The sequence below is a fragment of the Pseudonocardia sp. Ae331_Ps2 genome, from assembly GCF_001932405.1.
GTDB lineage: Bacteria > Actinomycetota > Actinomycetes > Mycobacteriales > Pseudonocardiaceae > Pseudonocardia.
On record NZ_MCIM01000001.1, the window covers coordinates 5504648 to 5518937 of the forward strand.

Genomic DNA, 14290 nt, shown 5'->3' on the forward strand with positions numbered 1-14290 from the left:
GCTGACCCATGGCTGACGGACATCTTCTCGAGTACGACGTGATTGTGATTGGTGGGGGCCCGGGAGGTGCGATGGCGGCGACTCTCCTGGCCGATTTCGGAAAGTCCGTCCTCACTCTCGAAGCCGCTTCCTTCCCGCGTTACCACATCGGCGAGTCATTGCTGTCCGGAACCGCGGACCTGCTGCAGCGGATCGGCGTGCTGGACCGGCTCGAGGACGAGGGCTACATCAAGAAGCACGGCGTGGAGTGGGTCTGGGGCGAGAACCGCGAACCCTGGACGGTGTACTTCAAGGACGCCCTCGCCATGCCGTACGACTACGGCTACCAGGTGGAACGCGGCCCCTTCGACAAGATGCTGCTGGACAACGCGGCGGAGCACGGGGTGGAGGTCCGCGAGCAGCACAAGGTCGTCGACTTCGCCCTGGACGGCCAGGGCGGCACGGTGGACTTCCGGGGCCCGGACGGCGTCGTGACCCGGGCCCGGGCCCGCTGGATCGTCGACGCCTCGGGCCAGGGCGGCACGGTGACCAGGCGCCTGCACGAACAGCAGTGGGACCCGTACCTGAAGAACCTCGCGGTGTGGACGTACTGGAAGGACGCCGAGCGCCCGCCCGGCCTCGACGCCGGGAACACCTTCCTGCCCACCTTCGACGACGGCTGGTGGTGGTTCATCCCGCTCCGCGACGGGATCACCAGCGTGGGCATGGTCGTCGACTCCGGGGTGCTGGCCCGCCACCGCGAGGAGGGCATGGAGGCCTACTACGCCCAGTGCCTCGCCCGGACCCCCGAGCTGGCCGCCCGGCTCGCGGGCGCCGAGCGCGCCGACGAGATCCACGTGGCGCGGGACTGGTCCTACATCTACGACCGGTTCAGCGGGGACGGTTACATCGCGGTCGGTGACGCCGCCTGCTTCATCGACCCGCTGTTCTCCACCGGCGTCCATCTCGCGATGCTCAGCGGCTTCCTCGCGGCGGTGACGGTCAACACCGCGCTGGACAAGCCCGAGCTGCCGCGGGAGGAGGTCCTGGGGTTCTACGAGCAGGCCTACCGCAAGGAGTTCGCCCGGCTGCGGGCGCAGGTCTACTTCCTCTACGGCGGCCACGGCGGGAGCAAGGAGTCCTACTTCTGGCACGCCCGCAGCCAGTTCGACGTGCCGGACATCGACCCGGAGAAGGCCTTCGTCTCGCTCATCGCGGGAGCCTTCGCGCACCGGTCCTGGTACAGCCGCTACCTGGAGCAGCTCGACGTGCCCGACCAGCTGCGCAGCACCATCGAGAACATCTTCGACGGCAAGTCCACGGGCATCGGCGTCGATCCCACCCAGCCGGTGCGCCGGTCCGACGAGGTCACGATCTCCTCGGACCTCGCGGTCGACGGGGCCCACCTGCGGGCCGCGCAGGCGATCGCGGGGCCGTCGGGTGTGACCGTCCCCTACACCGCCGCTCTGGAGTCGCTGCTGGACCTCGCCGACGGCAGGACCAACAGCCTCGACCTCGTCGAGCGGCTCGTCGCCGACGGCGGCCAGGCCCGCGAACAGGCCCAGAGCCTGGTCCACGAGGCGGTCAGCTACGGCCTGCTGGTGCCGGTCTCGTGAGCACCGGCACCGAGGCCGGCACCGGGACCGGCCCGATGGTGGGGCTGCTGCCGGACGCGGACCTCCCCGAGGGCCTGGCCCCGCTGTTCGAGGCGGTCCGCGCCGAGTACGGCTTCGTCCCCAACATCCTGCGCGCCCTCGCCCACTGTCCGGACCTGACGTCCGCCTTCGTCCCGCTGTGGGCCGAGGTCTACCGCTCGCCGACGATCGGTCCCCGCCTGCGGGCGCTGGCCGCGTTGGGCACCGCGACGACCCAGGAGTGCACCTACTGCATCGCCCACATGAGCGCCTCCGCCCGGCGGGCGGGCATCGGCGAGATGCAGATCGGGGCGATCGGGGACGCGATCGCGGTCGCCGAGGTCTTCGACGACGGCGAGGCACTCGTCCTGGAGGTGGCGGACGCCCTGACCCGCGATCCCGACGGCGTCACCGAGGACCTGCGGGCGCGGCTGCGGGCCCGGTTCTCCGAAGCCGAGATCGTCAACATCGTGCTGGCCGTCGGCATGTACAACCTCACGAGCCGGTTCCTCAAGGCCCTCGAGATCGGGGTCGAGGACGTGTTCGGGTCCAGCCCGCCCACCCCGCAGTCCACTGCCCAGGAGGACACCCGATGACTCTCGACACGACCACGGCATCCGACTCGTCGACGACCCTCAAGCAGGAGATCATCGACACCTACGGGCGGGACGCCTGGGACCTGATCCTCACCGTCTACGTCAACTTCTACTACTCCGAGCTGGAGATCATCGATCTCTGTGCCCGGTGGCTGCCGCGTCGCAACAGCCTGCAGGAGAAGAACTACCTGATCAAACACGCGGCGGACGAGGTCGTGCACGCCCGGCTGTTCCGGGAGGGCGTCGAGATCCTCGGCCAGCCGTGGCACGGCTTCGACCACGAGCCGTACCGCATCGACGACATCGGCGAGCGGTTCGCGAAGCTGTTCTACAGCGACGACGAGGTCGAGGTCCTGATCGGACTCAACCTCTACGCCGAGGGCGTCCTCGCGATGGAGGAGCTCTACCAGCTCGGCCGCAGCGGATCGCGCTACTTCCACCAGTTCGACCGGATCGAACGCGAGGAACGGCGCCACGTCGCCTTCGGCATCACCGTCGCCCAGCGGGTGCTGGCGGAGAACCCGGAGGCGCAGAAGCGGGCCGTGGAGCACTGCAAGTGGTACCGCGAGCACCTCGAGGGCTACCTGGAGGGCCGGCTGAAGCAGTCGATCGGCTGGGCCATCGACGCCGGGTTCGTCTCGGCCGACTACATCGACCGCACCCGCCTACGGTTCGACGACGTGATGGGCAAGATCGGAATCCTGGAGAGCTGAGACATGACCACCGGCAACTACGAGAAGGCGCTGGCCGAGACCTCGGACGTGCTGAGGTCCGACGTCGTCGAGCATCCCTTCATCGACCTGATCCTGCGCGGCGAGCTGACCGAGGGGGTGTACGCGGCCTACCTGCGCGAGACCTACCACCTCGTCCAGCAGACCCCGTACTTCCTCTCCGCCGCCGCCTCCCGCGCCGCCGAGGGATGGCTGCAGGACTGGTTCCTCAACCTCGCGATCGAGGAGCGCCACCACGACCGGCTGTGCGTGCAGGACCTGCGCAGGCTGGGCTACGACACCGACACCTACCTGTCCGGGCTGCCCGGGCTCGGGACCTGGACGATGGTCGGCCAGAACCACTGGCTGGTGTCGATGAAGGACCCGGCGGCGCTCATCGGGTTCGCGGCGGCGACGGAGGGGCTCGGCGCCTCGCTCGGACCCAAGGTCACCGAGGCGATGGCGGGCTACCCGTTCGCGCGGACCGCGCTGAACTTCCTCAAGGTGCACTCCGAGGAGGACCAGGAGCACATCGAGCTGGTCCGCAAGGCCTTCGACCGGGCCGCGACGACCCCGGAGCGGTACCAGCTGATGGTCACGGCCTGGTCGTACACGCTGCGCGCCTACGGACAGCTGTTCACCGACGCCATGACCACGGCGTAGCCATGACCACCGACACCGACGTCACCTCCGACCCGGGCACCGCCCCGGCGGTACTCGGGCCCGAGCCGCCGTGCCCCCTCGCCGAGATCGTCGACGGCATGGCGGACCGGACGGGCCCCCGGCTGTTCTTCCACGGTCCGTCCGGGCCGCAGGAGGCCACCTTCGCCCGGTGCCGAGCCGACGCCGGAGTGCTCGCCGAGACGCTGCGCGCCGCGGGGGTCGGTCCGGGGAGCCGTGTCGCGATCCACGGCGGCACCGGCATCGAGTGGGTGCTCGCCGACCTGGCCTGCACGATCGTCGGTGCGCTGTCCGTCGCGCTGTACTCGACCGCGCCCGTGCCGCGGGCCGTGTCGGCCGCCGTCGAGAGCCGGTGCGCGCTGGTGCTCACCGACCGCCGGGAGGCGGTCCCGGCGTTCGCGGAGGCGGGCCTGACGGTGCTGTTCCTCGGTCCGCCGGGGTCCGGCGACGGCGCGGGGGCGGTCGCGGTCGGCGACATCGTGGCCGCGGGGGCGCACGAGGGGTTCCGCCCCGCCCACCGCCGGACCGGACCGTTCACCGTCGTCTCGACGAGTGGCACGCTGTCGGAACCGAAGCTGTTCGCGGTGCACGCCGACCCGCTGCTGTTCACGATGGACCGGTTCGCCGAGATCTACGGCATCGACGACCGGGACCGGCTCCTGCTCTACCTGCCGCTGTCCCACCTGCCGCAGCGGATGATGCTCTACTGGGGCCTGCGAACGGGTCTGGACTTCGTGCTGTCGGACCCCGCGCGGTTCGTCGCGGACACCGCGCGGCACCACCCGACGCTGCACGTCACCGTCCCCCGGGTGCTCGAGCACCTCCGCGCCCGGGCCGCCGCGGCCGGCACCCCGGCACCCGCCGCCGCGGTCGCGGCGATGCTCGGGGACTCGGTGCGTTCGGTGTTCGTCGGGAGCGCGCCGACACCGCCCGCCCTGATGGCCGAGCTGCTCGACGCCGGGATCCCGCTCTACGAGGTCTACGGGACCACCGAGCTGGGCATGATCGGGCTCAACACCCCCGAGACCCGCGAGCCGGGCACGGTCGGGCGCCCGATCCCCTGGGGCCGGGTCCGGCTCGACGTCACGACGCGGGAGATCCTCGTCCGGACACCCACCCCCTTCCTCTACGGCCGGCTCGTCGACGGTCGGGTCGAACGGCGGTCGTGGGACCCCGAGCGCTACGAGCCCACCGCCGACGCCGGGTCGTTCGACGGGCGGGGCCTGCTCACCGTGCTCGGCCGGACCCGGGACTTCGTCGCGCTCGGCAGCGGCGAGAAGGTGTTCGTCCGGCCGATCGAGGAGGCCGTGGCGGCGGCGACCGGCGCGGGGCTCTGCCAGGTCGGGCTGCGGCCGGACGGGCGGCTGGGCGCCCTGCTCTTCTTCCCGCACCCGGACCCCGCGCGGCCGCCGGTCGGCGAGCTCCTCGCCGCCGTCAACGCGGCGGTGCCGGGCTGGGAACGGGTCCGCAGCTACGCCGTGGTCGACCGCATGCCGACGGTGGAGGAGGGCTGCCTGACCGAGACGACCAAACCCCGCAGGCACGCGATCGACGAGATCCACGGACGGGCCGCCACGTGGGTCGCCGTCCGATGACGAGAGGAGCAGGGATGGCGGACGGGTCCACGGTGGACACCATCGCGGTGCCCGGCGGCGGCATCCGCTGCCGGACGGTGGGTGCGGGACCGCCGCTGGTGCTGCTCACCACCTTGTCCGGGAGCTGGATGCGCCAGGTTCCGACGCTGCGCGAGCACTTCACCGTGATCACCTACGACATGCGCGGCTTCGGCGACTCCCCGTCGACCACCGGGTTCCCGGACAACGCCGCCCATGCGGACGACCTGGCCCGGGTCCTGGACGCGCTGGGCGTGCCCGCCGCCACGGTGGTGGGCCTCTCGCACGGCGGGCTGGTCGCGCAGCACGTCGCGGCCAAGCACGCCGAGCGCCTCAGCGGCCTCGGGCTGGTCGCCACGTTCGGCGCGTCACACGGGCCGACGCGGCTGCTGCTCGGAATGCTCAACGGGTTCCTCGAGCGGGACGACGTCGGCGGGTTCTGGGAGGTGCTGAAGGCCTTCCTGTTCTCCGAGGCGGGCGCCGAGACCCTGCGCCGCCGCGAGCGCGCCCTGCGGCGGGCGATGTTCGACCAGTACGACGCCGCGAGCCTGCGCAGCATCTACGGCGGCGCACTCGAGCACGACGGGACGACGTTGCTCGCCGGGCTGACGGGCGTGCCGACGCTCGTCGTCGGCGGCCGGGAGGACATCCTGTTCCCGCCGGTGCTCACCGAGCGGCTCGCCGACCTCGTGCCGGGATCGCGCCGTGAGCTGCTGGCCGCCGCGCACCTGCCTCCGGTCGAGGCACCCGAGGCGTTCAACGCCCTGCTCGTCGAGGCCTTCGGCGGGCGGTCGTGACGGCCGCCGACCAGGCCGGCGGGCGGCTGGTGGAGCTCGACGGGGCCACCCTGCACGTCACCGAGTCGGGCCCGCCCGGCGGGCGGCCGGTCGTCCTGGTCCACGGTTTCCTCACCGACTCGACGACCTGGCGGCACGTGGCCCCCGGCCTGGCCGAGCGGTACCGGACCGTGCTCGTCGACCTGCCCGCCTGCGGGGGCTCGCCCGTGCCCGGTCGGACCGACTGGACCGCGGACTCCGCCGCCGACCTGCTCGTCGGGCTGCTGGACGCGCTGGAGCTGCGGGACCCGGTGCTGGTGGGCAGTCAGATGGGCGGCTCGCTGACAGCGTGGGCGGCGGCCCGCCATCCCGGCCGGCTCGCGGGGATGGTGGTGATGGCGGCCGGAGCCCTCGGTGAGGGGGCGGCGAACCTGGGGCTCTTCCGCGCTCTCGGCGCTCCGCTGCTGGGGCCGCTGCTGGCCCGGGCGTTCCCGTACGGGCCGTTCGCCGCCCGGTGGGCGGCGACGCACGGGCCCGGTTTCGTCCCGGAGCCCACGGCCGTGGCCCACTACCACCGACAGCTCCGCGGGCGGGGCGCGCCGATGGCGCGGTTCGGCCTCGGCGTGCGGCTGAGCTACGGCGAGGACTTCGACGTGCTGGCCGGTCCGCTGCGCGGCGCGACGCTGCCGACGACGCTGGTCTTCGGCGCCGCCGATCGGCTGGTCCCGCCGTCGACGGGCCGACGGTTCGCCGAGCTGCTGCCGCACGCCCGGCTCGTCGAGCTGCCCGGGTGCGGGGACTTCCCCCAGGAGGAACGCCCCGACGAGGTCCGCGACGCGGTCCGGGCGCTGATCGAGCAGCTGTGAGGGCTCAGGCGGCCCGCCGGGCGCGGACGGCGTCGATCATCTGCGCCATTCCCGGACGCCACGGCCTGCGGGCGGGGCCGGTGAGCACGAGCTCGCGGCGCAGGTGCTGGGCCACGGGCACCAGCACGAGGCCCGCACCCTCCATCCCCGCGGCGAGGCCGGGCACGAGCGAGACCCCGATCCCGGCCCGCACCATGGAGAACAGGGTGCTCAGCTGGCGGACGCGGTGGGTGGGGGTGAACGCGCAGCCCGCCTGCCGGTACAGCTCGCGGATCTGCCGCTCGCACCCCCCGGTGGACAGCAGCAGCGGATCGTCCGCCAGGTCCGCCACGTCCACGGACCGCTCCCCCGCCAGGGGGTGGTCGGTACGCAGCACGACCTGGAACCCGTCGGCCGCGACCGGCAGCGCCTCGGTCGTCCCGAAGTCCGGGTCCACCACGATCGCGAGGTCCACCGTGCCGTCCTCCAGCCAGCCGACGACCTCGTCGTCCTCGCCCTCCAGCAGCACGATGCGCAGCTCCGGGTACTCGGCCGACCATCCCGCGAGCAGGCCGGGGAGCACGGCGTGGCACGCGGTCGGCGGCGCGGCGAGGGTGACCGCACCGGACGGGTTCTCGGCGGGATCCCGGAGCAGCTCCTCCGCGGCCGCCGCCTCCGCGACCGCGATCCTGGCGTGCTCCACCAGTCTGCGGCCGAGCAGTGTCGGGGTGATCGGGACACCACGCGCCACGACCGGGCGGCCGGCCGCCCGCTCCAGGGCGGCGATGGCGTGCGACACGGCCGACTGGCTGACGCCGAGCCGATGCGCGGCCGCGCCGAAGCCGCCCGTGTCGACGACGGCGACCAGGGCACGCAGCTGGGGAAGAGCGACGGACATGAACGATCCTCATGACAGACTGATCATCACTTGTTGGACTCATGCTTACCCGATCGCGAGACTCCACGCCAGACCTCTCGCGAACGGGGAAGGACGAGACACCCATGAGCACCACGGACCGGACGACCGAGCGACCCGACGGGACCCGGGCGGTGACCCGCTGGCTGCCGGGCTTCATCCTGCTCTCCGCGATCTGGGGATCCAGCTTCGCGCTGATCAAGCTGGCCGTGGACGACGGCGTCGCGCCGATCTGGGTGGCGCTGTGGAGGTGCCTGTTCGGCGCGTTGGCGTTGCTGGCGGTGTGTGCCCTGCGCCGCGAGCGGCTGCCCCGGTCCCGGTCGACGTGGGGTCACGCCGCGGTGGTGGCGGCACTGCTCAATGCGGCGCCGTTCGCGCTCTTCGCGTTCGGCGAGCAACACGTCAGCTCCCTGCTCGCCGGGGTGATCAACGCGACCACCCCGCTGATGACGCTGGTCTTCGTGCTGGCCCTCGTGCGGGGCGAGCGGATGACGCTGCGCCGGGTGCAGGGACTGCTGCTCGGCTTCGTCGGGGTGCTGTGCCTGCTGGCGGTGTGGCGGGGGCTGGCGGGCGGCACGCTCACCGGCACGCTGGCCTGTCTCGCCGCGACGGCCTGCTACGGCGCCGGGTTCGCCTACACCCGCCGGTTCTTCTCCGGCCGGACGGAGTCGGCGGTCGCGCTCTCCGCCGCTCAGATCGGGGCGGCGACCGTCGAGCTGGCGCTGGTCGCGGCGGTCACCGGGACGGCTCCCACGCTGCCGGGGCCCGTCGCCTCGATCGGGCTGGTCGTCCTCGGAGCGCTCGGGACGGGCTACGCCTTCCTGCTCAACCTGCAGGTCATCCGAGCCGCCGGAGCGACGATCGCCTCGACCGTCACCTACGTGACCCCCATCTGGTCCACCGTCATCGGGGTGGTGCTGCTCGGCGAGCCGTTCGGCTGGAACACCCTGGTGGGCGGGGTCCTGATCGTGCTGGGCATCCTCGTCACCCGCTCCAGCCCGCGGCCCCGCTGCCCCGGGGGGCCGCCGCGTGACGGCGAGCGAGGTCGCGGTCCGGACCCTGCTCGCCATCGGGATCGTGCTGCTGGCCTGCAACGTCGCCGGTTGGCTCGTCGGACGGATCGGCCAACCCCGGGTGGTGGGCGAGCTGCTCGCCGGGATCGCGCTGGGCCCGAGCGCGCTGGGCCTCGTACTGCCGGAGGTCGTCGCGCAGCTGTTCCCCGAGCCGGTCATCGGGGCACTGCGCGTCGTCGCCCAGCTCGGTCTGGTCCTGTTCCTGCTGCTCGTCGGCATGGAGACCGCCCCGGGTGGCGATCGGCTCGAACCGGTCCGGGTGGGCGGTGTCGCCGCCGCGTCCGTCGTCGTCCCGCTGGTCCTCGCCGGCGCGCTGGCCATCGGGCTGTACCCGGCATACGGCGAGGGCTCGCCGCTGGTCGCGTTCGTGCTGTTCGTCGGGGCCGCGGTCTCGGTGACCGCGCTGCCCGTGCTGGCCCGGCTGCTGCGGGAGACCGGCTTGACGGGCACCCGGATCGGAGCCACGGCGCTGGTCGCGGCCGCCGCCAACGACGTCGTGGCCTGGGTGCTCGTGGCCGTGGCGGCGACGGTGACCGAGGCCGACGGCGTCGGGCCCTTCCTGCTGACGGCCGGCGGCGCCGTCGTGCTCGTGCTGGTGCTGCTGTCGGGGGTCCGGCCGCTGCTGGCGCGCTGGGGGACGCCGCCGCTGTGGGTCCCGGTCGTCGTCGCCCTCCTCTCGGCGTGGGCGGCCGAGCAGGTGGGGATCCACGCCATCTTCGGGGCCTTCCTCGCCGGTGTGGCGATGCCGAGGTCCGATCTCTGGCGGGAGCACGTGCGCGCCCGGCTCGACCCGGCCGTCACCGCCGTCCTGCTCCCGGTCTTCTTCGTCGTGGTCGGGCTCTCGACCCGCGTGGACACGCTGACCCCGCTCGACGCGCTCGTGTTCGTGGCCGTGCTGGTCGTGGCCGTCGTGGGCAAGATCGGTGGGGTCGGCCTGACCGCGCGCCTGCTCGGCGACGAGCGGCGGGACGCCGCGACGCTCGGCGTGCTGATGAACGCGCGGGGCGTCACCGAGATCGTGGTGCTGACCGTCGGGCTGGACCTCGGGCTGATCGGCCCGACCGTGTTCACCGTCCTGGTCCTCGTCGCCGTCGTGACGACGTTCATGACGGCACCGCTGCTCAGGATGATCCGCGGCCCCGGTCGTCGGGCCGCGCCGGCGCCGGCCGGAGCGCGGCCACGATCGCCGCGGCCGGGCTGACCCCGGGGACGAGACCGACGCCCTGGCCCGCATAGTGCGCGAGCGCCTCGATCTCACCACGGACCCCGGCCGTGGGGATCACGTCGTCGTAGCGCCGGACCGGGCGTCCGCCGGCGTCGACGGCGACGACCTCCGGCGACAGGTCGGTGCGGGCGGTGCTGCTGTTGCGCAGTGCGCGGTGCGGCGCATCGGGCCAGCCACCGGTGAACACCTCACCGAGCACCGTGTCCGACGGGCCCGCGGCGGCGAGCCGCGCGCGGTACTCGGGGTGGACGTCCGCCTCGCGGGCCGCCAGGAACCGCGTCCCGACCCACGCCGCGTCCGCGCCGAGGGCCGACACCGCGGCCACCCCGCGGGCGTCGGCGATCCCGCCGGCGGCGAGGACCGGCACGTCCACCGCGTCGACCACCGCGGGCACCAGGGCCAGCGTGGAGACCGTCCCCAGGACGTGCCCGCCCGCCTCCCACCCCTGCGCGACGACGGCGTCGACGCCGGCCGCGGCGGCCCGGACGGCGTCCTCGACCGCCCCGACCATGTGCACGTGGACCATCCCGCTGCCGCACAGCGCCGCCGCGACCGGCGCGGGGTCTCCCCACGAGGTCGACAGCACGGGGACCCCCTCGGCGACGCAGATCCGCACGTGGTCGGCGGGCGCCTGGGCCAGCACGAGGTTGACCCCGAACGGCCGGTCCGACAGCTCACGTACTCGTGCGATCGCCCGCACCAGCTGCGCGGCGGACAGCCAGGACCCGGCCAGCACACCCAGGCCGCCCGCCTCGCCCACCGCCGCCACCAGCTCCGGTGTGCAGGCACTCCCGATCGGGGCCTGCACGATCGGCGCAGCCAGGCCCAGACGCTGCACGAACGACGGGCGGCTCATCGCGGTGATCGTCCCCGACCGCGTGGACCTCGTCCAGCGGGGCGGCGGGCACGGTGGTCGGGGCACGCCGCCGAGCGCAGGCAGCTCGTGCGGGCCGGCCTCATCGCGGAGACCGCGCCCCTACTTCCGTTGCGGCGCTCCGCATCAGGCCGTCGGGCGACCGTCACGAATCCAGTCATCTGACGGGCCCTGCTCGCCGACGGCTTCTGCAATATTCGCGTTGTCGAACGCGGGGTGACCGAAGCCCCGGCGACCCCGGCGGGGAGACCCCCCATCTACGAACGGAGACACCCCGATGCCCACGCTCACCACGAACGACGGTACGGAGATCTTCTACAAGGACTGGGGCACCGGTCAGCCCATCGTCTTCAGCCACGGCTGGCCGCTCTCGGCCGACGACTGGGACGCCCAGATGCTGTTCTTCCTCCAGCACGGCTACCGGGTCATCGCCCACGACCGGCGCGGCCACGGCCGTTCCGCCCAGGTCAGTGACGGCCACGACATGGATCACTACGCCGACGACCTGGCCGCACTGACCTCACAGCTGGACCTGCACGACGCTGTGCACGTCGGGCACTCCACCGGAGGTGGTGAGGTCGTCCGCTACCTCGCCCGCCACGGCGAGTCCCGGGTCGCGAAAGCGGCGATCATCTCGGCGGTTCCGCCGCTGATGGTGCAGACCGAGGCGAACCCGGGCGGCCTGCCCCGCAGCGTGTTCGACGACCTGCAGGCCCAGCTTGCGGCCAACCGCTCGGAGTTCTACCGGTCCCTGCCGGCCGGACCGTTCTACGGCTTCAACCGGCCCGGCGTCGAGCCGTCGGAAGCGCTCATCCAGAACTGGTGGCGGCAGGGCATGATGGGCGGCGCCAAGGCTCACTACGAGGGCATCGTCGCCTTCTCCCAGACCGACTTCACCGACGACCTCAAGAAGATCACCGTGCCCACTCTGGTCATGCACGGCGACGACGACCAGATCGTCCCCTACGCCGACTCCGGCCCGCTGTCGGCCGAGCTCCTGCCCCACGGCACCCTCAAGACCTACTCCGGTTTCCCCCACGGCATGCCCACCACCGAGGCTGCCACGATCAACGCAGACCTCCTGGACTTCATCCGTTCCTGAGTCAGCAGACCGGAGGACCGTAAGCCGGAGCCGGCACCACGTGGCCGGCTCCGGCGGTCGGCTCCGGCGACTGTGCGCCGCCACCCGTGGGGCGGGATCCGGACCCGGCAGGGAGCCGGTCTCAGACCGCTCTCAGCGGGACGGGCGTCGAGGTGGCGCCGCAGCGTCGAGGTCACCCGCGCGACCATCACCCACCGCCGCGGCCGCCGGCCGAGCGAGCGGACCAGCGCGGTCCGGCACCGGTGGCGCGCGATGGGCTGCTGGAAGACCAGATGCGCGGCTATCAGCAGGCCGCCGAGCTCACGGGCACGCTGCACGAGCTGCCGAGCTGCCCGCGCTCGGCGGTGGTGCACGTCCTGACCGCGGCCTGAGTCGAGCTGCCCAACAACCGTCCCCCACCGATCGAGGTCCGCCGCGCGGTCACCCACCTCCAGCGGGCACTGACGCGAGACCCACGGCCCTCCCCGCCAACACGCTCGGTGAGCCTCCCCGCCCGAGGCCAGCCACGGCATGCAGCAACTCTTTGTGGTCCCACGGCCTCGAGGCGGGCATCTGCCAGCTCGACGGGATCGACGACGAGACCCGGCGCCACCTGCTGCGCATGACCGCACCTTGCCCCCGCAACCCCTTGCACTTCTCTTGAATGGGAGTCAAGATAGCTGCGGCCAGGACACAGGGGCACGGCGGATCAGCCCCCTCGGGTCGTCCGGACCACCCTCCAGCGCCGGAGAGAGGAGTCGCGGTGTCCTTCCGAGTCGACATCGGCCTCGCCCACCAGACCCGCCGTGTGGCCACCGTGGGTTTCGCGGGCACCGCCCAGCAGGACGACCTTCGATCCCGAGGACCTGATCACCAGCTACGAGCGGGACGTCCCCGAGCATCTGCCCGTCCGCCGGGCCGACGACCCCGGGCCAACGGGTCGCTGACCCCACACGTCTGCCCGACCCTCTGCTGCGGAACACCATGGGAGGACGAGCGATGACGATGGTGCTGGACCAGCGCAACGAGGAGTTTCACGACGATCCGTACCCGCTCTACCGGCAGGTACGTGACCGGACGCCGGTCATGTTCTACGAACCCATGAACAGCTGGCTGGTGACCCGCTACGAGGACGCGAACCTCTGTCTTCGCAGCCCGAAGCTCTTCACCCGCAACACGTTCTGGGACGCCCCGACGAGTCGGCACGACCCGGCGGACGACCGGCAGGCCTACGTCATCGAGAGCTTCTCGCAGATCATGATGATGAAGGACGGAGGCGACCACACGCGGATGCGTCGGCTCTCCGGCCTCACGTTCTCCCCTCGCAAGATCCGTTCCGGCAGGGACGCGGTGGAACGCATCTGCCGCGAACTGCTCACCATGTGCCGGGAGAAGGGCGACTTCGACTGGGCGCACGACTTCGCGAACCTGCTGCCGAGCCTGGTCATCGCCGACTACATCGGAATCCCCGTGTCCGATCGCGAGACCGTCCGTGTGCTGGCCGATCGGCTCGCGCTCATCTTCGAACCGCGTCTGTCCGACCCCGAGCGGTTCGGCATGCTCGTCGAGGTGTCCGGGCTGGCCGCGTTGCTCGACGAGCTCATCGACCAACGGCGGGCGGCGCCGCAGGACGACTTCATCTCGCTCCTCGTCTCCCGGGACCGGGAGTCCGGAGGCATGACCCCCGAGGAGGTCCGGGGCAACCTCCTCCATTTCCTCGTCGCGGGCAACGAGACGACCACCAACCTGCTCTGCCACATGGCGGTCGTACTCGACTCGCACCCCGAGGTCGCGGACCGGGTTCGAGCCGATTCCGGGCTGGTCCCGGCGTGGGTGGAGGAGACCCTGCGGCTCGAGGCACCGATCGTGTCCACCCTGAGGAGGCTCGCCGGGGATGCCGAGATCGCGGGCCGGACACTCCCGGCCGGGGACCTCGTCCGGATCGTCCTGGCCTCGGCCAACCACGATGAACGCCGGTTCTCCCGGCCCGACGAGTTCGACCTCGACCGTCCGGACAACCAGCATCTGTCGCTCGGGGTGGGCCCACACTTCTGTATCGGCGCTCCCCTCGCCCGACTGGAGGCCGCGGTCGCCGGCGAGCTCCTCACGTCGGAGTTCCCCGATCTGCGGCTCATCCCGGGCGGCACGCGGGAACGCAAGCCCGACGACATCCTGCGGGGCTACCTCCGGCTGGACGCGGCCACGACCACCTGACGCCGAGGTCGCGCGCACAGCGGCTCCGTCGTCGACGCGTTCACCGCTGCCGATCCTCCTCGCAGGTGGTGGG

The 14290-nt window shown here is 72.4% G+C and carries 12 protein-coding genes and 1 pseudogene; 11 read left to right on the top strand and 2 right to left on the bottom strand.

The annotated features are described in order from the left end of the window. Positions 1-8: 8 nt before the first annotated feature. From Ae331Ps2_RS25725 to Ae331Ps2_RS25755, 7 genes are read left to right on the top strand one after another with little or no spacing between them, the layout of a single operon-like run. On the top strand, positions 9-1595 hold the full coding sequence (locus Ae331Ps2_RS25725; RefSeq protein ID WP_075333278.1) for an NAD(P)/FAD-dependent oxidoreductase: 1587 nt from the start codon (positions 9-11) through the stop codon (positions 1593-1595). Beyond that, positions 1592-2209, top strand: coding sequence for a carboxymuconolactone decarboxylase family protein (locus Ae331Ps2_RS25730; RefSeq protein ID WP_075305963.1), 618 nt, complete (start codon positions 1592-1594; stop codon positions 2207-2209). The genes Ae331Ps2_RS25725 and Ae331Ps2_RS25730 overlap by 4 nt, the downstream gene beginning before the upstream one ends. Next, positions 2206-2922, top strand: a complete 717-nt coding sequence (locus Ae331Ps2_RS25735; protein ID WP_075305961.1) for a hypothetical protein — start codon at positions 2206-2208, stop codon at positions 2920-2922. The genes Ae331Ps2_RS25730 and Ae331Ps2_RS25735 overlap by 4 nt, the downstream gene beginning before the upstream one ends. 3 nt (positions 2923-2925) lie before the next feature. Continuing rightward, on the top strand, positions 2926-3582 hold the full coding sequence (locus Ae331Ps2_RS25740) for an iron-containing redox enzyme family protein (protein ID WP_075305959.1): 657 nt from the start codon (positions 2926-2928) through the stop codon (positions 3580-3582). 2 nt (positions 3583-3584) lie between these two features. Next, complete coding sequence (locus Ae331Ps2_RS25745; protein ID WP_075305957.1) at positions 3585-5195, top strand: AMP-binding protein; 1611 nt, start codon at positions 3585-3587, stop codon at positions 5193-5195. Positions 5196-5209: 14 nt separating this feature from the next. Then, positions 5210-6010: an alpha/beta fold hydrolase gene (locus Ae331Ps2_RS25750; RefSeq protein ID WP_075305955.1), complete on the top strand. Its 801-nt coding sequence runs from the start codon at positions 5210-5212 to the stop codon at positions 6008-6010. After that, complete coding sequence (locus tag Ae331Ps2_RS25755; protein WP_075305953.1) at positions 6007-6855, top strand: alpha/beta fold hydrolase; 849 nt, start codon at positions 6007-6009, stop codon at positions 6853-6855. The genes Ae331Ps2_RS25750 and Ae331Ps2_RS25755 overlap by 4 nt, the downstream gene beginning before the upstream one ends. A gap of 4 nt (positions 6856-6859) precedes the next feature. Here Ae331Ps2_RS25755 and Ae331Ps2_RS25760 read toward each other — a convergent pair whose 3' ends face one another. Then, positions 6860-7732: a LysR family transcriptional regulator gene (locus Ae331Ps2_RS25760; RefSeq protein WP_075305951.1), complete on the bottom strand. Its 873-nt coding sequence runs from the start codon at positions 7730-7732 to the stop codon at positions 6860-6862. A gap of 104 nt (positions 7733-7836) precedes the next feature. On the opposite strand from Ae331Ps2_RS25760, the pseudogene Ae331Ps2_RS30685 reads away from it, so the two are divergent. Both Ae331Ps2_RS30685 and Ae331Ps2_RS25775 read left to right on the top strand, forming a co-directional pair. Next, a pseudogene (locus Ae331Ps2_RS30685) lies at positions 7837-8679 on the top strand (DMT family transporter); the annotation flags it as partial. Between the two features lie 100 nt (positions 8680-8779). Further along, entirely contained in the window at positions 8780-10024 is a 1245-nt protein-coding gene (locus Ae331Ps2_RS25775) for a cation:proton antiporter (protein ID WP_075305949.1), read from the top strand. Here Ae331Ps2_RS25775 and Ae331Ps2_RS25780 read toward each other — a convergent pair. After that, positions 9945-10904: a nitronate monooxygenase family protein gene (locus Ae331Ps2_RS25780; RefSeq protein WP_075305947.1), complete on the bottom strand. Its 960-nt coding sequence runs from the start codon at positions 10902-10904 to the stop codon at positions 9945-9947. The two genes, Ae331Ps2_RS25775 and Ae331Ps2_RS25780, sit on opposite strands and share 80 nt — an antisense overlap. A gap of 295 nt (positions 10905-11199) precedes the next feature. Here Ae331Ps2_RS25780 and Ae331Ps2_RS25785 point away from each other — a divergent pair, with 295 nt between their 5' ends. Continuing rightward, positions 11200-12024 (top strand): alpha/beta fold hydrolase, encoded by an 825-nt coding sequence (locus tag Ae331Ps2_RS25785; protein WP_075305945.1) that lies wholly within the window; start codon positions 11200-11202, stop codon positions 12022-12024. A gap of 978 nt (positions 12025-13002) precedes the next feature. Further along, positions 13003-14217 carry a cytochrome P450 gene (locus Ae331Ps2_RS25790; RefSeq protein WP_075305943.1) on the top strand — a complete coding sequence of 405 codons (1215 nt, stop codon included), beginning with the start codon at positions 13003-13005 and terminating at the stop codon, positions 14215-14217. The last annotated feature ends 73 nt before the right edge of the window (positions 14218-14290 follow it).

Excerpts from the sequence above, each read along its gene's own strand:
- Ae331Ps2_RS25725 (WP_075333278.1), top strand. The coding sequence starts at position 9 with ATGGCTGACGGACATCTTCTCGAGTACGACGTGATTGTGATTGGTGGG.
- Ae331Ps2_RS25780 (WP_075305947.1), bottom strand. The coding sequence starts at position 10,904 with ATGAGCCGCCCGTCGTTCGTGCAGCGTCTGGGCCTGGCTGCGCCGATC.
- Ae331Ps2_RS25740 (WP_075305959.1), top strand. The coding sequence starts at position 2,926 with ATGACCACCGGCAACTACGAGAAGGCGCTGGCCGAGACCTCGGACGTG.
- Ae331Ps2_RS25760 (WP_075305951.1), bottom strand. The coding sequence starts at position 7,732 with ATGTCCGTCGCTCTTCCCCAGCTGCGTGCCCTGGTCGCCGTCGTCGAC.
- Ae331Ps2_RS25745 (WP_075305957.1), top strand. The coding sequence starts at position 3,585 with ATGACCACCGACACCGACGTCACCTCCGACCCGGGCACCGCCCCGGCG.
- Ae331Ps2_RS25735 (WP_075305961.1), top strand. The coding sequence starts at position 2,206 with ATGACTCTCGACACGACCACGGCATCCGACTCGTCGACGACCCTCAAG.
- Ae331Ps2_RS25750 (WP_075305955.1), top strand. The coding sequence starts at position 5,210 with ATGGCGGACGGGTCCACGGTGGACACCATCGCGGTGCCCGGCGGCGGC.
- Ae331Ps2_RS25790 (WP_075305943.1), top strand. The coding sequence starts at position 13,003 with ATGACGATGGTGCTGGACCAGCGCAACGAGGAGTTTCACGACGATCCG.
- Ae331Ps2_RS25785 (WP_075305945.1), top strand. The coding sequence starts at position 11,200 with ATGCCCACGCTCACCACGAACGACGGTACGGAGATCTTCTACAAGGAC.